15 protein-coding genes and 2 pseudogenes are annotated in these 20584 nt (G+C 42.4%); 6 read left to right on the top strand and 11 right to left on the bottom strand.

Annotation, left to right across the window (positions count from 1 at the left end; genetic code table 11):
- Window positions 1-22: 22 nt before the first annotated feature.
- The 8 genes and pseudogenes from V7K45_RS09070 to V7K45_RS09035 all read right to left on the bottom strand — a co-directional run bounded on the left by V7K45_RS09070 (window position 23) and on the right by V7K45_RS09035 (window position 12185).
- Window positions 23-838 carry a DUF1838 domain-containing protein gene (locus V7K45_RS09070; protein WP_335002515.1) on the bottom strand — a complete coding sequence of 272 codons (816 nt, stop codon included), beginning with the start codon at window positions 836-838 and terminating at the stop codon, window positions 23-25.
- A gap of 147 nt (window positions 839-985) precedes the next feature.
- Window positions 986-2170 (bottom strand): AbrB family transcriptional regulator, encoded by a 1185-nt coding sequence (locus V7K45_RS09065; protein ID WP_335002513.1) that lies wholly within the window; start codon window positions 2168-2170, stop codon window positions 986-988.
- Window positions 2171-2388: 218 nt separating this feature from the next.
- Window positions 2389-2553 (bottom strand): annotated as a pseudogene (locus tag V7K45_RS09060) (IS4 family transposase); the annotation flags it as partial.
- Between the two features lie 6 nt (window positions 2554-2559).
- Window positions 2560-2658, bottom strand: a pseudogene (locus V7K45_RS09055) (ChaB family protein); the annotation flags it as partial.
- Window positions 2659-2913: 255 nt separating this feature from the next.
- Window positions 2914-3375 (bottom strand): pyridoxamine 5'-phosphate oxidase family protein, encoded by a 462-nt coding sequence (locus tag V7K45_RS09050; protein ID WP_335002511.1) that lies wholly within the window; start codon window positions 3373-3375, stop codon window positions 2914-2916.
- 577 nt (window positions 3376-3952) lie between these two features.
- A complete protein-coding gene (locus V7K45_RS09045; protein WP_335002509.1) occupies window positions 3953-5386 on the bottom strand; it encodes a hybrid sensor histidine kinase/response regulator in 1434 nt (477 codons plus the stop codon).
- Between the two features lie 20 nt (window positions 5387-5406).
- Window positions 5407-10422, bottom strand: coding sequence for a PAS domain S-box protein (locus V7K45_RS09040; protein ID WP_335002507.1), 5016 nt, complete (start codon window positions 10420-10422; stop codon window positions 5407-5409).
- Window positions 10423-10445: 23 nt separating this feature from the next.
- Entirely contained in the window at window positions 10446-12185 is a 1740-nt protein-coding gene (locus V7K45_RS09035) for an ATP-binding protein (RefSeq protein ID WP_335002505.1), read from the bottom strand.
- 405 nt (window positions 12186-12590) lie between these two features.
- Between V7K45_RS09035 and V7K45_RS09030 the strand changes: the two genes are divergently transcribed.
- Window positions 12591-13772, top strand: a complete 1182-nt coding sequence (locus V7K45_RS09030; RefSeq protein ID WP_335002503.1) for a hypothetical protein — start codon at window positions 12591-12593, stop codon at window positions 13770-13772.
- Window positions 13773-13789: 17 nt separating this feature from the next.
- Here V7K45_RS09030 and V7K45_RS09025 read toward each other — a convergent pair whose 3' ends face one another.
- Together V7K45_RS09025 and V7K45_RS09020 are read right to left on the bottom strand one after the other, a co-directional pair.
- Window positions 13790-14131 carry a type II toxin-antitoxin system PemK/MazF family toxin gene (locus tag V7K45_RS09025; RefSeq protein ID WP_335002501.1) on the bottom strand — a complete coding sequence of 114 codons (342 nt, stop codon included), beginning with the start codon at window positions 14129-14131 and terminating at the stop codon, window positions 13790-13792.
- Window positions 14116-14310 (bottom strand): DUF2281 domain-containing protein, encoded by a 195-nt coding sequence (locus V7K45_RS09020; RefSeq protein ID WP_335002499.1) that lies wholly within the window; start codon window positions 14308-14310, stop codon window positions 14116-14118. Before V7K45_RS09020 ends, V7K45_RS09025 begins: the two co-directional genes overlap by 16 nt.
- A gap of 408 nt (window positions 14311-14718) precedes the next feature.
- Here V7K45_RS09020 and V7K45_RS09015 point away from each other — a divergent pair, with 408 nt between their 5' ends.
- The 5 genes from V7K45_RS09015 (at window position 14719) to V7K45_RS08995 (ending at window position 19645) form a co-directional block, all read left to right on the top strand.
- Window positions 14719-14934, top strand: a complete 216-nt coding sequence (locus V7K45_RS09015; protein ID WP_335002497.1) for a bromodomain-containing protein — start codon at window positions 14719-14721, stop codon at window positions 14932-14934.
- 60 nt (window positions 14935-14994) lie between these two features.
- Window positions 14995-15546, top strand: a complete 552-nt coding sequence (locus V7K45_RS09010) for an alpha/beta hydrolase (RefSeq protein ID WP_335002495.1) — start codon at window positions 14995-14997, stop codon at window positions 15544-15546.
- Between the two features lie 183 nt (window positions 15547-15729).
- Complete coding sequence (locus tag V7K45_RS09005; RefSeq protein ID WP_335002493.1) at window positions 15730-16302, top strand: HdeD family acid-resistance protein; 573 nt, start codon at window positions 15730-15732, stop codon at window positions 16300-16302.
- Window positions 16303-16573: 271 nt separating this feature from the next.
- Entirely contained in the window at window positions 16574-18772 is a 2199-nt protein-coding gene (locus V7K45_RS09000) for a glycoside hydrolase family 10 protein (RefSeq protein WP_335002492.1), read from the top strand.
- Between the two features lie 435 nt (window positions 18773-19207).
- Window positions 19208-19645, top strand: a complete 438-nt coding sequence (locus V7K45_RS08995; RefSeq protein WP_335002491.1) for an NUDIX hydrolase — start codon at window positions 19208-19210, stop codon at window positions 19643-19645.
- A gap of 99 nt (window positions 19646-19744) precedes the next feature.
- Here the strand turns inward: V7K45_RS08995 and V7K45_RS08990 are convergent, their stop codons facing one another.
- Complete coding sequence (locus tag V7K45_RS08990; protein ID WP_335002489.1) at window positions 19745-20536, bottom strand: GH25 family lysozyme; 792 nt, start codon at window positions 20534-20536, stop codon at window positions 19745-19747.
- Window positions 20537-20584: the final 48 nt, after the last annotated feature.

Raw genomic sequence — 20584 nt, 5'->3', positions numbered from 1 at the left:
TCGATAGTTCTTTCTAGCTAGTTTATAATTCTTCTGCTTGCGGAAGTGGGAAGATTTCACCAGCTAAGTAAGCTTGAAAATGCTTTTGGAAGTACAACCAAGAAGTCATATCTTCTCCATCTATCAATGCTTTTGGGGCTTGTTTATATAGAGGGATACGGTTATTAATTTCGTCTTGCAGCACTGGGGGCAGTTCTGTTAAACCATTGACTTTGCTGCCAATAGCACTGTAGATTAGTTGACCGGGGCGATCGCCCATTTTCATCCAGGGAAGCCATTGACCAATCCGATCCCAACTCAGTTTGAGTTCAGAAACTGATTTAAGTGCTGGGTTGAATAAATCTGCGGTTGGCACAGTTAATTTAAACAATTCCGCTGCTTGATAAATTGGATTTGGGCTGTATTCGGCAAATTTGCGATCGTCTGCTAAGGGATTGGGGTAATAAGGAAATATATCAAAAACGAAGGTCGTGCTGTCGCCGTCTACTTGCGCAGGGAAATTTCCCTCAAACTTTCCCTGTACAGGATTATTGGCAACGTGAATCACCGGAACTGTCTCGCCTGTCCAAGGATTCTCCCATTTGGATAAAACCTCATCTGTTTTTGGGTTCAGGTAGTAAGTTAGTTCCCTAGAAGTAAAATCCCAGCTACCCTCTGCTGTAGGAATACATCGGCTAACGCTTAATCCCAGCATCTTAAACAGGAGTTGTCTTTTCTCACCGGGAATAAAAGCGTAAATTTTACCTTTCCAAATCAGGAAAGTGGATTCGCTAGGATCGAGGGAAGAACGAGTTTTAACCCAGTGCTGCGCTTCAAGTTCTTGAATTTGGGCAACCATCTAAAGCATCCTTAGTATTTGGATAACAACAAAAGAATAAGCTATCAGCATTCAAGTTGCATTTTTAAAAGTGGGAAGTGGGGAGATCGGAGAAACAACGTGAATAATAACCAATGCCCCATGCTCCATTCCCAATGCCTTCATCAATTAAACTGGTTCAGAAAGTTGCTTATCTAGACGGCGAAACAGAAATACCCAAAGAGGCAGAGAACTATTAATCGCAATTAGTCGCACTAAATGACCAGTTGTGACAATTTCAACATTATGATTCAATGCTAGGGAAACTAAGATCATTTCTGCCGATCCTCCTGGTGCTGTAACTAAAAGACAAGTTAACCAGTCCCAAGAGGTTAATTGCATCGCAAGTATAGCAGCGATCGCTCCGGCTACGAGAGTCATCCCCACAGACATCAAGGCATAGGCGACAGTCCGCTTTTTAAAGTTGGGTTTGTCTCCCCAATATTCACCAATCGTAATTCCCAGGAGCATTTGACCCAATAAGTTTATTAAAGGTGGCGGACTAAAGCTAATATCACCTACAAAAGGCAGCCAATGTAGCAAAGGATTAAACCCGATACCAATCAACAATGCACCAAAGAAATCGCCAGCAGGTATTTTAAATAATATAGCTGGATAAACTACTAATCCAGTAATTACTAGTACTAACAAGAGTAATTCTAGTTGAGATGGATCGAGATTGAGCCAAGCAGCTTTGATTGGGAGTGTTTGCGGGTAGTAATTACCAGTTGATGTTTTAGCGATGAAGGGAATTAGAACAACTACACAGGTGACGCGAATCGCCTGAACTAGGGCAACCAAGCTAACATTTTTATTGTAATCGGCTGCGATCGCCGCCATAATTCCTACGCCACCAGGAACTGTAGCTAGCATTGCTGTAAATAGGTTGGTTTTGCTGACGCGGGAGTAAATGTAACCGATACAACTTCCACTTAGCAGCAGAAATAAGGTAAGAAAAATAAATATGGGAATACCGGAAGCAATACTAGCTAGATTAGCATTGGCATTGGAAGCGCCGACAGTTAAGCCGACAAGTGCCATTCCCACTTTTCTAGCAGTGCGATTAGGTGGGGGGGAATATTGATAAAAAATTCGACACCCTTGGAGAATCACTGTACCTGCGGCAATCCCACCAAATATCCAGGCAATCCTGCCAATTTGGAATTTTGCGAGGAGTAAACCTAGAGGTAATGCCAGAAGCATTTCCAAGACAAGGACAATTAGTTGCTTCCTAAATAGCTGTTGTTTGGTAGCAACAGGATTTTGATGAGTGTGTTCTTCCAGGCTGGGAGTAGCACTTAGACTTTGATTCATCGATACTAAGCTTTTTTTTAAGTCTAAGCTATAGGTCAATACGGTTCAGTTAAGGCTAACAAGCTGAGGAGTGATGTGAAATTTCGGAACTTCTACTCGTTGTCCAGTGCCTCTGTGTTGCGGCTTTTTAGAACGAAACTTTGATACAGGTTTTTTCACAACTCTGGGATTAATACGGTGAACCCGTTCAGGTAACAATGTATCTATAATTTCTACAATTAACCAATCGAAAAAAAGGGAAAATCTTCTGGCTGTAAGTCTTGAAACTTAGGAATAGCTCGACGAATAACTCGTAATGTACCTGTAAAACTTAAGCGTAATGGTGGAATCCCAGCAGTAGTTGCGGCTTGAAACATTAATATTCGTACTGACCAATGACCTAATTGTTCTTGAGCGCTGTTAAATGCAGCCCGGAAAATTTCTTGGGCGTGCTTGGGTAAGTTTTCTTTGACTGAATCTGGTAAGTCTGCAATTTGTTTGTAAGGCATAACTTTTATTTCCCCAGTCTCATGTTTATCCTTTGCTTTGGTGTAGAAAGCTATACTGGATTATGCCTTCATTAGCATCAAACTACTTGGAGGTTTAGAAGAGTATCAAACCTTCATTAGCAAATCGCTAAATTTTGAGGCAGTAATTCCAGAGAATCAATATCGCTGATAACTGTTGCAATTTAGTCCAACAATCACATTTTTTAAATAATTCGTAATTAAATTGTTAACTACGAATTACGAATTCTTTGTTCTTTAAAGACGTGATGTTGTCAAAAAACTAATTGTTTGTAGCTTGAAACTCGATACGCTATCCCAATAATTAACCTGGTTAATATTCACCTTCAGCAAAGCAATATCGGGTTCATCTAGTCCTTTAGGAAACCAGGTTTGAAGTTCCGGCTTCCATAGCTCTCGCATCTTGTTGCGCTCTTTCACAAGTTGTGCTGTACCTGAGATAGAAACGTATCGCTGCTGCTCGGGTGAAGAGAAACTAATATTAACCTGCTCATGGTGTTCAATTTCAGTCACCTTATGGGAACCAGCATAAGTAAAAAACCAGAGTATGCTGTCAGAGTTAATCTCACCACTCTTTGACATGGGGTAACTATGCAAGCTGCCATCATCATCGACTGTGGTAAACATACCATAATCAATATCTTTGATGAGTTCACGCAGTTTTTGAATCTGTTGCTCTCGGTCTGTAGAAGTTGCCATTGTTTGTACTTTTTTCTCTATTTATCTATTTGTTTGTTGTCTAGCCTGTAATTTTTGATTACAACCAGATTTAATTTTGATAAAGTTATTTTTTAGTATTAACCTTTTGAGTTGAAATTGCGTGAGCCTAAAGGTGTAATTATAATAAAAATAGCTTTTTTAGTTATATCTATAGAGATATTTGTTGAGAGTGACTATTCTGTGCATAGACCATTTCTAAGTATAGTCAGGTTAAGTTTGTGCTTATTTCTTTAGACAGAAATTTGATAAAGTTTGTACTAAATTCAAAGTGCCTCTGTAACTTTAGACGATCAAGTCAGAATTTAGCAGACATATAGAAATCCGGTTTGATTCCTGAATTTACTTGCGTGGGTAGGGAACAGGTGTAGAGCGACGAATTATGTGACCGTAGCGACAAATTAAAAGTCAAGTTTTTTACACCTACAAGCTTTACTGAAAGGGCATCTAATTTTTAGGGTTTCTGCTATAAAGTTTTAGAAATTGCTTGAAAAGGCGATGCAGAAGGATTTGGATTAGTGACAAAGAATCTGTCGCTTTGGTCAAATAATTTGTCGCTCTACAACAGTGGCAAAGATACAATAAATTGTGTTTTGCCGGGGATGCTCTCTACGGTAATACCGCCCCCGTGCTTTTCAATCATTTTTTGAACGATAGTCAAGCCCAAACCGCTTCCTTCTCCCATTTGTTTTGTGGTGAAGAAGGGTTCAAAAATTTTTGATCGAATATCTTGAGGAATACCACTCCCTGTGTCAGTGATGCCAATTTGAACTTGATCACCCAAATGATCTGTAGAAATTGTGAGAATTCCTTTGTAATTCATTGCTTGCAAAGCGTTTTGAATCAAGTTTGTCCAGACTTGATTGAGATCATCGGGAAAGCAAGATACGGTTGGTAGCTCTGCATACTGCCGAATAACTTCAACATTGTGTTTAATTTGATTATGATAGAGCGTTAGTGCGGTTTCAATGCTATCAATCAAGTTGGTTTTTATCTTGGTACCCGTAAAGTCTTGATGGGCGTAACTTTTTAATGCCAACACCACTTTCGATGCCCGATCGCTGGCTGTAATAATGGTCTGCGTACTCTTCTGGATACTAATTAACTCATAGGCAGTATTCAGGATTTCACCGTTATCTTCAGCTTGCAGCAGAGGTAGAAGCGGATCAATGTCATCATAAATTCCAATATCAATCAAGGTATCTGCGATCGCGTCAGCATCAGCAATCCTAAATGCTTCAAGCTGTTGAATCAAGTTGCGCTTGTGCTGACGTTTTTCCTTGCTAGAAAGCGTCGAAAAGTGACTATTCGTTTGGGTTGAGCGATTAAGTAGGGTGAAGAAATCCTGTTTTCGCTCTGGTGAGAGCGATTGCAGAAACTGGGGCAAGGCTTCTAGGCTGTGATGGAGGAACGTGGCAATGTTATCAGAGGACGATCGAATGGCCCCTAACGGTGTATTGATTTCATGGGCAACGTTGGCAACGAGTTGACCTAAAATTGCCATTTTCTCCGATTGAATCAGTTGTGCTTGCGTGGTTTGCAGTTCATGGAGTGTTTGTTCTAAATCGTGATTTTTTTGCTGTAAATGGATTTGGAGCGATTTCATCGCTAAGTGGGTATTAATTCGAGCTAAAACCTCTTCAATTTGAAAGGGCTTTGTAATGTAATCCACTCCTCCAATCGCAAACGCTTTGACTTTATCAAACACATCATTTAAGGCGCTTAGAAAAATCACTGGAATATCTCGCGTTCGCTCATCCGCTTTAAGCTGCTCACAAACCTGATATCCATCCATTTCGGGCATATTAATATCTAGTAGAATCAAGTCGGGTGGCATTCCTTGAGCCGCCGATAATGCCATTTTGCCACTTGTCACTGGACGAATTTTGTAGCCTTGTTCGGTGAGTAATCCCACGAGCAAGCGCAAATTATCTGGAGTATCATCGACAACCAAAATGCTAAAGCTAGATTGATTCGTCTTGCTGGTGGTCATAGCGATGTCTCTTAAATGAATTAATGGATCATTTGAATTGCAGCTAAAATTTGCTCATACTCAAAGTTGTCAATTTGTTTTTTCAATGTAGAAGCAAGTTCAGAATTAATGCTGTTAATTTCTTTAATTAAGTCTGAGAGAGCATCTAAATCGACGTTGTGAAGAGATTTGTGTAACTCATTGATTAGATCGACAGATAGCGAGCGCAGTTGCTCCGATAAGGATTTGCTAGAGAGGATTGGTTGACTGTTGGTCTCCGTTGGGAGACTACTGGCTTCTGATGCATAGATATAGCGCACGCCAATGTGCTCTTGCATGGCGGCAAAAATCTCTGCTTGCTGGAATGGCTTGCGGATAAAGCCATCACATCCCGCCGACAAAACGATCGCTTTTTGCTCCTCCAAGGCACTAGCCGTCAGGGCAATCACCGCAGTGGCTTGTCCTTTTGTCGTGGCTTTAATCTGTTTTGTCGCTTCATATCCGTCCATAATCGGCATTCGCATATCCATCCAAATCAGATGCGGTTCCCATTCCTGGAAAATCGCGATTGCTTCTTGACCATTGCTGGCTTCTCGAAGTTCAAACCCGAAGGGCGACAATAGCTTGACGAGCAACTGGCGATTCACAGGCTTATCATCAACCACGAGAATGCGGTAATTGGATTGACCCGGTTCTAAGCCGATTACCTGGCGAATAGGATGGCGTTGATCCGTCGATGCGACGATCGCAGCCTGAATGTTAAATCGAAAGGTCGTCCCTTGGTGCAATGCACTATTCACTGAAATCTTACCACCCATTAGTTCGATAAACTGACGACTAATGGCTAACCCCAAACCTGTTCCCTCGTGGGTTTTACCTGCCTGGGTTTGGGAAAAGGCAATAAATAGATTGTTGGCTTCCTCAGGTGCAATGCCGATACCCGTGTCTTCAATCTCAAATAGAATGGAGACTTGAGGTGTTGTAATAGAAGATGGTTTCGCTTTTAGGAGTCCGCTGTCTGCGTCTTCAGGCATGACCCGTAGCGTAATCTTGCCCTGCTCTGTAAACTTGATGGCATTGCTCAAAAGATTAATCAGAACTTGACGGAGTTTTACTTGATCGGTGCGAATGTATTGGGGTAATTGAGAGCGACGATCGCATACAAGCTGCAATTTCTTTTCTTCTGCTCTTAGCGTAAACATGGTTTCTACATCATGTAGTAATTGGTGCAGATTGAAGTTACTTTCATTCAACGTTGTCTGCCCAGCTTCAATTTTCGATAAATCTAAAACGTTGTTGATTAAGGTCAACAAATGTTCGCCACTGTGAATAATGGTGTCAACGTTTTCCTGTTGTTCGTGGTTTAATGTTTGGCTCCGGTGGAGCAGTTGGGAAAACCCAAGAATAGCATTCAAGGGCGATCGTAGCTCATGGCTCATATTAGCTAAAAATTCACTCTTAGCTTTACTCGCGGCATCGGCTGCTGCTTTTGCCTGCCGCAGTTCTTCTTCCATGACTTTGCGTTGAGTCACGTCTCGCGCAATGCCAACGCAATACAGCACGTTGCCCGCGTCATCCTGCACAGCGGAAATATTGGAAATATGCCAGCACCAACTCCCGTCTTTGTGCTTGACCAGATATTCCAATCCCCAAATGGTTTGACCCGTTTCCACCAAACCCTGAACGGCATCGATACAAAGCTGAAGATAATCGGGATGAATGATCGGGGCCAAATGATTCCCCACCAGTTCGACTGGCTCATACTGGAGGGCATCTGTCAAACTGGGAGAAATATAAGCAAAAGTCCCATCTGGATTCAGGATGTAAATCACATCATTGACATTCTCAAGAATGCTACGCAATCTCAACTCACTTTCAAACAACACTTCTTCTATGTGTTTGCGCTCCGAAATATCGAACCCAACGGATAAAATTTCAACCAATTCACCCTGCTCATTCAAAATCGCTTTATTAGCCCACTTGACCCATACCTTCTTTCCATCACTACGGATATTTTCATTCTCATTGTCCTGATAGTTCGCTGGATTCTGACAAATGTCTGTCATCAAAGCTTTCAAGTCACGCCCAGACACCTCTATCTCAGGAACAATGGTACCGATGACATGACGGCCCAGAATCTCGCTCTCCTGAAAACCAAAGAATTTTTGACCGTATTGATTGATAAACGTGATTTGACCCGTTGTGTCCCAGCGCAGAATAATGCTGTTTGCTGTTTGCACCAAATCACGATACTTAATTTCGCTTTCACGCAGGGCTTCTTCTGCCAGTTTTAAGTCAGTTATGTCGATCACGACCCCAGACCAGACAGTTTCCCCATTTTTTAGACGCTGGGGCATAGAGCGGCAATGAACCCACTTGATTTGACCGCTAGGGGTACGCTGGCGAAATTGCAGGTTGAATACGGATAGATTTTGCATCGATGTTTCCGTGGCAGCTAGAACCTGTGGCAAATCTGCCTCGCATATCTGGTTGTAGAATGCGCTTGCATCCTTTAAGATGGCTTCCGGCCTAACTTCTGCAATTTGCTCAATTCCAGCACTGATGTACGTGAAGCGATCGCGCCTATCCAGTCCTCGAATCTGCTGATAAATGGCCCCATTGCTCAGGTTGTCGCCAATCGAACGAAGCATCGCTTCCCGCTCTTGCAAGGCCAGTTCGCTTTGTTCACGGATTTGAGCAATGGTGATTAGTTCCCCAACAACCTGCACTAATTGAATATGCTCTGGATTCCAGGTTTTTCTGGCATGGACGTGGTTCAGACCAATTAGCCCATAAACTTTACTGTTATAGATAATAGGAACAAGGACAAACGATTGGATGCCAAGCGGCTCCAAAGCATTTTTTTCGGGTGTAGCCTCCGGTGGTAGATCGGCAACCGATGGTACATGAACCACCTGCCCATCGAGAACCTGCCCCCAGGCCCAAAAGAATTGCTCGATCGGAACCTGCTGAAAGATAGGCCGGAATGGATTAATCCTATTTGTACACCATTCATGGGTGGTGCTCCATTCGCGTAAATCGCTGTCGTATTTCAGGATGTAACAGCGATCGCTACCGGTAAAGTTCGCCAGCTTTTGCAGTGTGTCGGTGATTGTCGCCTCCGTATCCTGGTTTAGAAAAGCGCGGGAAATATTGGTCAACAGGTTATCTTGCTGGGCACGCTGCTGAATTGCTTCTTCGGTGTGCTTCCGTTCCAGTTCCGCCCCAGCACGAGCCGCAAAGATTTTCAGAATGAGTTCGCGATCGAGATCGGTGCTCATTGGTTTGACATCCAGAACTGCCAGATGCCCCAGAATTTGACCCACAGAGTTCATCAAAGGCATTCCCAGATAACTCACGACACCCATTTCAATCAGATCGTGGTCATCCGCAAACTGAGTTTGAACATTATTTGGGTAGTAACGCATTTGACCCGCCAGCACCGTTTCACAGGGGGTTGCTCGAATGGGATATTCGATCGGTTCGCTCCAGTCACTCCCCGTCCAATACGCCAGAGAACAAACTCGCGTTTTTTCAGCATTGGCGAACTCAGATACAATTGCATACTGAACCTGTAACACTTCCGCTAAATAACGCACACAGGCTCGGAAGAAGCTATCGCCAGTCTGTGCTGCTGTCCCCTCGACAATGAGCTTCAATGCTTCTTTACTGTGTTGTAACGCTATTTCTGTTCGCTTGTGCTGTTGAATTTCACGCTCTAACGCTTGTGTGCGTTCTGACACTTTTGTTTCTAGCGATCGGGCATAGTCTTGTAATTGCTGGCGAGAGGCTTTGATTTGCTGGCTCATCCAATTAAAGGCATCTGCCAGGTTTTTTACCTCTTGAATGGCAGAGCCTGCGATCGGTTGTTCCAGTTCTCCACTAACAATCTTATGGCTGGCAACACTCATTTGAACAATGGGTCGGGTGACTCGACGTGCCGTAAACCCGCCAACTGCAATGGCTAGACCCAAGGCTCCCAGACATAGCCAAAGAGTCATTTCCGTGTTGGCATCAACGCGCGCCATAAAATCCGATTCGGGAACCACGACCACGATTCGCCAATCTAGTCCAGTATCCTTGGGCAGTGAAGTCACACGAAGAAAGTACAACTGTCCCTTGTGATTGAACTCCAATGTCTGACTCTGCTGCGTTCCAGCCAAAGTACCAGAGTCTTGCAGCAACTTGGCAGCGTGCTGAATCACAGGATGATTAAGTTCAGAAATATTCAAACGTCGATTTTGTTGATTAAAGGAGGGGCGATCGGTAGACGTGGCAATGAGTGCGCCCGATCGTTCCGTGATGAAAATAACCCCAGACTGCCCTACTTTGGTCTGTCGGAGTAAGTCGTCAATTTTGAAAAACAGACAATCAACTCCCAAAACTCCTTGGAATTTGCCAGTCGCATCATACACAGGTTGGCTGAGGGCAATTTTGAGGCTTTGTTGGTTAATGTCAGGGTAAACCTTGCTCCAAGTTGTCGTTCTAGCCTGAGTTGCGGCTCTATACCAGGGACGAACTCTCGGATCAAATGGAATATCCCTTTTTAATAGTGTGCTTGCTCGACCTTGAGCATCCGTGGCATAGCTGAAGTAGTGGCCTTGGGTACTGTGTCCCGATCGCCCAATTCGCCAAGTATTGCTCGGACGATGCCGACTTAACCCAGTAAACTCTCCCTGAGGGGTACCAAAATACATGGCTGCCCCACAGACATTGTCGAATAAAAAGCGTTGTTGCCAGAAATGACGGGTAAGGGCATTCGGATCTTGAGGATTGAGTTGCCCGGTTTGAATGGCATTGGCATTGAGGCGGTTGATGACCTGAGCGTTGCTCAAATAGGCCGAGAGTTGATTCTGCACACGCTCGCTTACTTCACCCATGAGCTGCTGGGCTAAATCTTCGATCGCCTGTTGCCCATTCTTGTAAGAAAGATAGCCAGTTAAGCCAATCGCACCGATAATTGGTATGACGAAAGACGCAATCAGAATCGATTGCAATGGGAAGTGATAGGCGCTTCGCCTTACATTTGAATAACTCGATGGTTGAGTTTGTTTCATCCCCATCTCGTTATTCCTCACCATCACAGATTAAGACTTGGAACTTGAACGGTGAACATCGTCCAACCAGAATCACTGCTGACTTCGATTGTACCGTGAAGTCGCTCTACCTGCTTCTTAACCAGCGCAAGCCCTAAGCCCGTACCTCCCTGTTTTCGTGAGTCGCTATTATGAATGCGATAAAACTTATCAAAAATAAGATCGTATTTACTGGCAGGAATCTCAACACCAGAATTTTTAATATGAATTGCGAATCTTGCCCCGTTCTTATTAACCGTCAACAGAATTGTTTCTCCGATCGGGGTGTATTTACACGCATTATGTAGCAGTTCACTCAGTACTCGTTCTAGATAGAATGAATCGGTATTTAAGTCTGCAATATCAGAGGCAATATCTACCATTAATTGTTGCTGTTGACTACGCGCCTGTTCAATAAATGGATCGATAACGATGGGTAACCAGAGTGGGAGGTTGATTGTTGCTACATTGAGAGGTGCAGCACCAGCTTCTAAACGTGCCATATCAAGCAAATCATTGATCAAGTTCGTTTCGCGCTGACATTGATTCTTAAGAATTTGAATCCATCGAGCCACGTTGCTTGGTTCGTTGCTAACTACAGCAGTGGACTGTAATACGCCTTCCAGCACCCCGATTGCCGTGTACATCGTTGCCAGCGGCGATCGCAGTTCATGGGAAATGTTGTTGAGAAAATCATCTTTAACCTGGCTCAATCGCTTTAGCTCTTCTACCTGGGTTTGCGAAAGTTGATACAGGCGTGATTGGCGCAGGGCGATCGCACATTGATCCGCCACATGCTCTACAACCCTCACTGCTACATCATCAAATACCTCTGATGAGGACTTGAATAACCAGACATCACCAATAACTTCCTTTTCATCTCTAAGAGGACAAATAAGCAACGTCGATCGCTGCTTTAACTGGTAGTAGGGTTCAGACGGCGATGGTAGAATACAACACTGAATTGAGTTGCCCTGAAGGACTTGACCATAAAGGTCAAGTGAATCATCCAACTGAATAATTGTCCCTTGGGCAGAATCAGCTTTGACCCGAATTGCTTCATAGCAAATCGTAGCGGTACGATGATTCAGGTCGTACAAAGTAGCGGCACAACAACTTAAATTCAATTCAGCCACCAACTCCTGCACCACCGTCTGAAGAATTTGGCTCTCATTCAGGCTTTCACGCGCTTTGTCTGTAATCCGCTTTAGCAGGGCTTCAAACTCTAACAACTGTTTGAGTTGGGCTGTGCGTTCTTCTACCTTCTGTTCCAACTCAACGTTAAACGCTTTCACTTGCTGGTAGAGTTGTTGCAGTTGCGCCGTTTGAGCTTCTAGCTTGCGGTCTTGCAAAAAGCTTTGAATTGCCTCAATCACGCTCGATCGAAGGTCATCAGGCTGCCAGGGTTTGGCAATATAGCGAAACAGCTTCGCTTCTCGAATCGCATTACTCACTGCTTGCAGGTCAGCCTGTCCGCTGAGCATAATATTGAGGGTATGGGGCGATCGAGCATGAATTTCGCGCAGTAACTCATCGCCTTTAATGTCTGGCATGATGTAATCCACCACGACCAGAGCAACTTCATACTCTTCTTCCTGCAACTCATCAATCAACTCTAGTGCTTCCTCACCACCATCAGCCGTCTCAACCAAACAGGAATCCCCTAACACCCGCTTGAGTTCTATCTTTAAACTTTCTAAGACAGTTGGTTCGTCATCCACACAAACAATGACGGGTTTACTCATGGCTGTACGTTTCTAAATCGAGTTGCGGATTCGGTTACTACTGGTGTGTTGGTTGATACTACACTCTAAGAAGCCTTAGGGTATGGTTTTCTTCGTATATCCTAAGACAGAATGACAGAATGACAGATAGACAGTATTTCCCAGCTCTACAGTTGTAGCTATCAAACCCAAAACTTACATCCCCGCATTAACCTGGAGAAGTAGTAAATCCAGCGTAGTGATCGGGGTTTGAGTAGTAGGCGATCCTGTTGGCGAATGTCTTATACATCCAGTTCGGCCCACCGTAGAGCGTGTAAGCCCAACCTAAACCAAGCACTATCAAAAACAAGGGTAGCACGAAAGCACCCCCAACCAAGCTCTGACTTTTCACGGGATGTGGAAAAGGGGAAATGGTTCGCGAAAAATTTGACTTATATACAAAAATTACAACAATATGAGCAGGCATTTACCAGAGCAACGCAGCAGCAGTATCCTTTGAATACAACGCAGCGTAATCAACTGCGGCAAGAGCAGCAAAGGTTGGGAATTAAGAATGAAGATGTAGCTCCAATTGAAGCCAGAGTTAGAGCTGAGATTGAAGCCTATCTACAAAAGTTACAACAGTATGAAGAGGCATTTACCAGAGCAACACAGCAGCAGTATCCCTTGAGTGCAACGCAGCGTAATCAACTGCGGCAAGAGCAGCAAGTCTTAGGTCTAAAAGATGAAAATATTGCTCCGATTGAAAACCGAATTCAAGTTGAGATTGAAGCCTATGTGCAAAAATTAGAACAGTATGAACAAGCACTAATTCAAACAATTGAGCATGAGTATCCGTTTAGTGAGGAGGTTCGTAAGGAATTAAAGCGATATCAGCAAATTTTAGAACTTGGGGATGAAGAAGTAGCAGAAATTGAAGAAAAAGTTGTTAGACAAATAGAGATAAATCAAACTCAAATTCAGCTATTGAGTACTTTTGAACCGCCAGAAATAGCAACACAGTCACCAATATTTTCAAGTCAGTTTGTCTCAAACCAAAAAACTCCAAAAATTAAGCCAGTTAAGACTAACGAATCACTGATACCGTCGATAGTTGCCTTATTATTAATCGTAGTTTCAGGTATTTTTGGATTGTTCGTCAAACAACTGCGATCGCAACCAGTCCTTCCAATTTTCTCTTCCAATTCCACGCCAACTCCAAGCCCCACTGTTTCAGCCACACAGCCACAGAGAACCCTAGCTAATCTTTCTCCTGGTTGGGTAATTAAAACCAATAATGACATATCCTTGGGAAACAACCAATCACTCCCCCGTGGGACTTTTTTAGAAGTTATTGAGAAAAAATCAAATCCAAATCCTGCTTCTGGCAGTTTTTTGGTGTCTATGCGAGTCTGTGCCAATAAAAGTACCCAAACTCCAGCTAATCCTAATAACCCAGCTGTAACTACCTCAGTTCCCGCAAATTCAAAACCTTTGCCAGCAACAGTATTGCTAAACTCCTCCCAAGTCAACCGTTTTGGCATTGTTTTACAATCAGACGCACCAAATCCATGTAGAACTGTCACGCAACCGCCAGTTACCGAACCATCTGACACCAGTCCAACTTAATCAAATACTCGATACAACTACGGGTTTGAGTACTGTATAATTTCAATAATTTTATTAATAACCTCTGTTAATTTTTCAAGTTTTATTTGACCTGCTTGATATAAAATAATTTGTTTATCAGCAGTAAAAACTCGATTTGGTCTAATATTACTTGGCTGATTTAATCGACCGTAGCTAAAATCACTATTATCTAATTGAATGGCATAGATATCGCCAACAGCTTGGCTAGTAATTTGGCAAAGAATCAGATCGTCTCCCTGAAAAGTAGCAATAACTAAAGCAGGTCTGCGTTTTGTACCAGTTAAGTCTGAAAATGGAAATGCAAGAATAACAACATCTCCTTTTACAAATCCTGCCATGCTGTATCTTCCTCTGGTCTTAACCAATCTTTTTGCAATGATGATTCACTCATAATAGTAATTTCTAAGGTTTTTTCTTTTTGGTACTTGGCTTGTAAGAACTGAACAAAATCTAAAATTTCCTGTAACAGAGGTTCAGGTAATTTTTCTAGCTCTTGTGTAATCTGTTCTTTAAGCATAATTCTTTTGTTTTGTGCTTATGGCAATATCTAAAATAATATTTATCATATCTGTTTTTGAATAAAAACATAAAATCAAAGAAATTCTACTTCTTAAAGCTTAAAGCTAATATACTTATCCTGCACTAGGCAGAAGCAGCAAAGCTTTAATAGTGAAAGTTTATTAAGATATTGGAGATGCGATCGCATCTCGTGACAATCGTTATTACATTTGCGATCGCCACTAATGACTTATTATTTGCATATTGAAGTATTAAAATTTACGCAATAAAGTATTTTTACCCTAAGAGGTTAAAATTATACCCTATGAATGAGCCTGTTCAACCCATAGCAGGAGTATCAATTTCCATTCAGCGTCTACTATAAACAACTAGGAAATCAAATTGCAGTATATCTGCCTTTTAAATTATGGACTGGAAGTACAGGTGGAAAAATGGTTATCGACCAAGCCGAGACGAAGCAGCAAAAAATCCTCATTTATTAGATGAGAGCCAGTTCGAGAACGAACAAGACCGAAAGCTTGCTGAAGAAACTGCAAGAAAACATTTGGGCGTACCCGCACCAACTTTAGACGAAGATCAATCAATACTACCTCATGCAGCTTCGCCTAATGACAAAGTTTAATCCTAAGACATAGGCATTTTTTGCTTATGTCTACTTTATACCATTATCCAGTTTAACAAAATGCAGATTTCGCAACTTTTCAATCGATTAAATAATAAGAAATTTACTAAGTTACTCACTCAGACTGTAGCTTTAGGTGTAGGAGCTATTGTTCTATTTTCAACTACTAATGCTAATGCTGCCGAGCAAGTTGTTTTAAAATACGGTACTTTTCAGGGGCAAGTATCTGTTGAAGAATTAAGTCAGTTTACAGAAACTGGCAAGACTACCCCAACATTAAGAGCTTATTTAGAGGCGGCGCAACAAGACCCCGCAGTAGCTCGTAAGGCATTGAAAGCCCCAATAAAAGCTGATGCTGCTTTTTTAAATAACTTACTAGCTAGTTGGGCAGGGCCCATTTTAGTTAACCAAATTGGTGAGGTAGTTCATCCTCCCGCAGGACAATTAGACCAGCAAGCATTGCGAAGTGCTTTAAGTACATCTATTCAACAAAATGGTGAAGTGACATTACTTGGAGCCATTCAGAATTATCCAAATACTTCTGTTGAACTTGAAGGCGATCGTCTTATTTCTGTTTATGAACGTCTAAGCAATCTTGCAGAACTCTTATAGGGTCACTTAGAGACAATGCAGTTGCGATCTAACGATGGATTTAGTATCTCAATAGTCGTAAATTTTAGTCGCGATCGCAATGAAGTTAATACTGATGAGTCTATCTTAGGGTTCATACTGTGTTAATTAAAAATTCCCTAACCTAAATGTAGAGTTTAGTCTAAAAATAGAAAAAGGATTTTTATGACAACCGACGTTTCTAGAGAAACTAACAAAAATGTGAATGGCTCACTGATAACAGGTGTTGTCTTGAGTATTTTAGGGGTTATTGCGATCGCAGCACCTAATTTCACCACCCTATTCGCCGAAACTTGGATTGCTACAATTTTGATTTTCGCCGGATTTACAAAACTGGTTTATGCCACTCAAACCCGCCACCAAGGAGGTTTTATTTGGAAACTTCTATTGAGCGGACTCTATATTGCAACCGGTATCATGCTGTTTGTCTATCCTTTCACAGGTGTACTCACACTAACTCTGTTGCTTGGCAGCTTTTTACTGGCTGAAGGTACATTCGAGTTAATTCTGGCATTCCGGTTACGTCCACAAGAAAACTGGACGTGGATACTCGGTGATGGGATTATTACGCTGATATTAGGTGCAATGATTTGGTTCCAGTGGCCCTTCAACGCACCCTGGCTTCTGGGTACACTAGTTGGTGTCAGCATTATTTTCACTGGCATTTCACGCGTGATGCTAGCCTTGAATGCACGTTCTACCTCGAATCCTCCTGACCAAACTGCAAGCGCTACTTAGTAGATAGAAGTCGGGAGTGGGGGAGCAATACTGCTCGGTTAAAGGGAAAAGGGTAAGGGGGAAAAGGATTGGAAGTCCCGATATATAAGGTTTTTTCCCTTTCCCCATTTCCCTTTCCCCCTTCCCCATTCATTTCCCATTCCCAAACTTAAGTAGTCAAAGTTTACAATAAATTGCAGCAGCGATGCCTATGGCTTCCTATGCCTACGCCAACAAAATTGCTAAATTAACAAAGGAAATCAAAATCAAGGCCAGCTAGCTGCAATTAACAATGGTATCTATTGCAACTCCATTTTCGGATATTCAAAACCATTGGGCACGCTTATTTATCACAGCCTTAGCCCAACGCGGTATTGTAAGTGGGTTGCCTAATGGCACTTATCGCCCCGATAATTCACTTACCCGTGCTGAATTTGCCGCTATTATTGCTAACGCATTTGGGACAGTTTCCAAGAAGCGGCAGTATGTTTCCTTTGTTGATGTACCCACGAATTATTGGGCAGCAGCAGCCATCAAAACAGCTTACGAAAAAGCATTTATTAGCGGTTTCCCTGATAAAACTTTCCGTTTCGCTAACCGAATTACTAGAGTAGAAGTCTTAGTTTCCTTGGTAGCAGGCTTAGAAATTGCTACCAAGGTTAAACCTGACCTACTCTCAAAACTCTCACAAATTTATCAGGATTCTGTTCAGATTCCTGAGTATGCTAGAAATCACGTAGCTATTGCCACCAGCGCTGGATTAGTGGTTAGTTTTCCAAATATTAAATTACTTAATCCTAATCTCGCAGCCACTCGTGCAGATGTGGCAGTGATTATTTATCAAGCCTTGGTGTATTTAGGTCAGGCAGAAAAAATTGCCTCTAGTTACCTAGTACAGCCGCCAATATTAACGCCAACGCCAACGCCAACTCCAACGCCAACTCCAACGCCAACTCCAACGCCAACTCCAACTCCAACGCCAACGCCAATTCCAACTCCAACGCCAACGCCAATTCCAACTCCAACGCCAACGCCAATTCCAACTCCAACGCCAACGCCAATTCCAACTCCAACGCCAACTCCAACGCCCACACCTATCGGTAGGGTTAGGGTAAATCATAGCCGGGAATTCCGGGGAGCATGGGTAGTATCTGTGTGGAATGGTGATTGGCCTTCCAAACCGGGACTTTCTGTTGCTCAACAAAAAGCAGAACTTACCGAGATTATTACTAAATTACAAGCGCTAAACTTCAATGCTCTGATTTTCCAGGTGCGACCAGAGGGAGACGCTTTGTATGAATCTCAATTAGAACCTTGGAGTGCTTGGATTACAGGAACTCAGGGTAAAGCACCGGAACCATTTTACGATCCTTTAGCGTTTGCGATCGCAGAATGTCATAAGCATAATCTTGAACTCCATGCTTGGTTTAACCCTTACCGCGCTAGCACTTCCACCGACCCAGCTAAAACAGTCCGTCCCCACATTGCAGCTACTAATCCAGAAAGCGTTTATTTGTGGAAAACACAACGTTGGATGGACCCAGGACTAAAAATAGTTCAGGATAGAGCGTATAACGTAATTCTCGATGTGGTGAAGCGCTACGATGTTGATGGCATTCACTTAGATGATTATTTCTATCCATATCCCATCGAGGGACAGTCTTTCCCCGATGATAAAACCTACGCTGCATATAAAGCAGCTGGTGGTACATTCAGCCTTGGCGACTGGCGACGAGACAATGTTAACAAAATGGTACAGCGCCTTTGGCAAGGGATTAAAACAACCAAACCCGACGTTAAATTTGGTATCAGTCCTTTTGGAATTTATCGCCCCGGACAACCCGCGGGTATTACTGGATTAGATGCTTACAACGTGCTGTATGCTGACTCAAAGAAATGGTTAGAAGAAGGCTGGATTGATTATATTGCTCCTCAACTTTACTGGCGCACAGACCAACCACAACAAAGTTATCCAGCGTTGCTACAGTGGTGGACACAGGTAAACACAAAGCAAAGACACGTTTACGCTGGTAATAATCTGACAGAACCAAGCAACAAGAGTCGCGAGAGTGATGAGATTGAAAAGCAGGTGAAAATTAGTCGTAGCCAAGCTGGACGATTGTCACTGGGGAATATCTTCTTTAATCTCAGTGTTTTGACAGAAAATAGTCAGGGCATTGCTGATAAATTCCAAAGTCTGCTATATAACAAACCTGCGCTACCGCCAACTTTGCCTTGGCAGGATACAACACCACCATCTCCACCCATTGGACTACAAGTCAATAACCGCAAACTGAGTTGGCAGCCTGGAGATAATCAGCCAGTTCGTTCCTGGACACTTTATCGGCTGAGTGGCGATACTTGGACAATTCAGCGAATTTTATCTGCTGGCACAACCTTCGCTACCGTCCAACAAGCGGGAACCTATGCCGTATGTGCAGTAGATAGATTAGCTAACGAGAGTTTGGGAACAGTTATTACAGTTAGTTGAGCAAAAGTACTGCCCAGATTCCTGATAACTTTATATGGATACAACTGACGAATAGGAGTCTGACTCTTCAAGATATAGCAGTTGTCAGGTAGATTAGGACATAATGACAAGCGTAAATCTCAGGAATAGCAAGGTTTTTACCTCCTGCCTGGTTGTTGAGTTTCGACTACGCTCAACTGCCGCGTAGTCGAAACACTGCCTCCTGCCTTCTGCTATAAAACCAGTCTAATAATAGTGTAACTGCGGCATCAAAACCATCATTACCCGCGCAAACATTTACGATGGAAATTTTTTGAATAATTAACTCTTATAAGCAAAAAAATATTTTTAACCTTTTCATAACTTAAGATTAACCAAAATTTATCCGGTCTCAGCTCTAGAATTTCTGAAGTAAACATTGTACAAAAAAGCTAGGACGTACAGGATATAAATTACATGACTCGAAAAGCCAGTAAAGTGTTTATACAGTCTGGGGTAATTCCTTACAGAGTGAACAATGGTAAAGTTGAAATCTTACTAATTACAACTCGTGACTTTCAACACTGGGTGATTCCAAAAGGAGATATTCCTAATGGCATGAGTCCACCTGATTCCGCAGCCAAAGAGGCGTGGGAAGAAGCAGGGATAATTGGGCAAGTGGATGCAAATGAATTAGGAACTTACAAGTACCGCAAACAAGGCAAAATTTACTGCGTCAAGATGTATTTACTATCAGTTGATATGCTGAGTGAAGATTATCCAGAAGCAACTAAAAGAAAACGGCAGTGGGTAGAAGTGAAGAAAGCTATTAGGCGGGTTAAGTTTAATTCACTCAAACGAATCCTGAAAGGTTTTTTCCAGGTCGAATCTCAATTTTGTTCATTACGATGTTAAGTAACAACCACAATAAATCAAACTAAATTATACGATATAAAATCAATTAAAGGTTTGGAGCCTTTGACCACAAACCTTTGTTTATTCACACCTACTTACTTAAATCCATAGTAAAGCTACCCAAGTTTTTATACCGACAATTCCATCAGCCTGCAATTTTTTAGATGTTTGAAAACTAACAATTGCATTCTTAACTGACTCAGAAAAACGCCCATCGATGGCATCAGTATATAAGCCAATATCTTTTAATTGCTGTTGTAATTGTTTTACTCTTAGCCCAGAATCTCCTAGCTGCAATCCATTAAATCTATTTAAATCGGCTCGACCACTAACACCAGTTACACCAGATATATCACCTTCATATTGATGGATTAAGTATTGTCCCTGCCAAGCACCAGGAATAGTTGGGTTCCTAGTTTCGTAGTGGGCAATCCATAACGGATAACTAGCAAAATCAGATGGATTACCAATTTCCGTCCAAAAACTGGGGAAGGTATAAATAATTGGTTTGATTGGTTTTTTTGTTTGTTGCAAAAGGGCTTTTTCTACCTCTGCTAACCACAACTTCGCTCCATTAATTACAGCTTGGCTACTTCCTTTATCAGTTACTTCTACATCCAAAACTGGTGGTAAGTCTCCCGGTTCTAATTTGCCCAGTGTTTTTAAGAATTCCTTTGCTTGCTGAACCGGGTCAGATGTATGAGGGTGAAAGAAATGATAAGCACCCCGAATAATACCAACAGCTTTCATGGTTTGCCAGTGATGAGCAAAAGTAGAATCTTTAATGCTAACTCCTTCTGTGGCTTTGACAAACGCAAAAGTTTTACCAGAGTTTTTTACTGCTGTCCAATCTACTCTGCCGTCTTGATCGGCAACATCAATTCCTTCCATAGAATTTTTTAACCTTTTTGATTAGTACAATCCTGAACTTATCAGAGG

Source organism: Nostoc sp. (genome assembly GCF_036917375.1).
GTDB lineage: Bacteria > Cyanobacteriota > Cyanobacteriia > Cyanobacteriales > Nostocaceae > Nostoc.
Note: the sequence above shows the minus strand (reverse complement) of the source record. Positions and strands in the feature narration are given on the sequence as shown.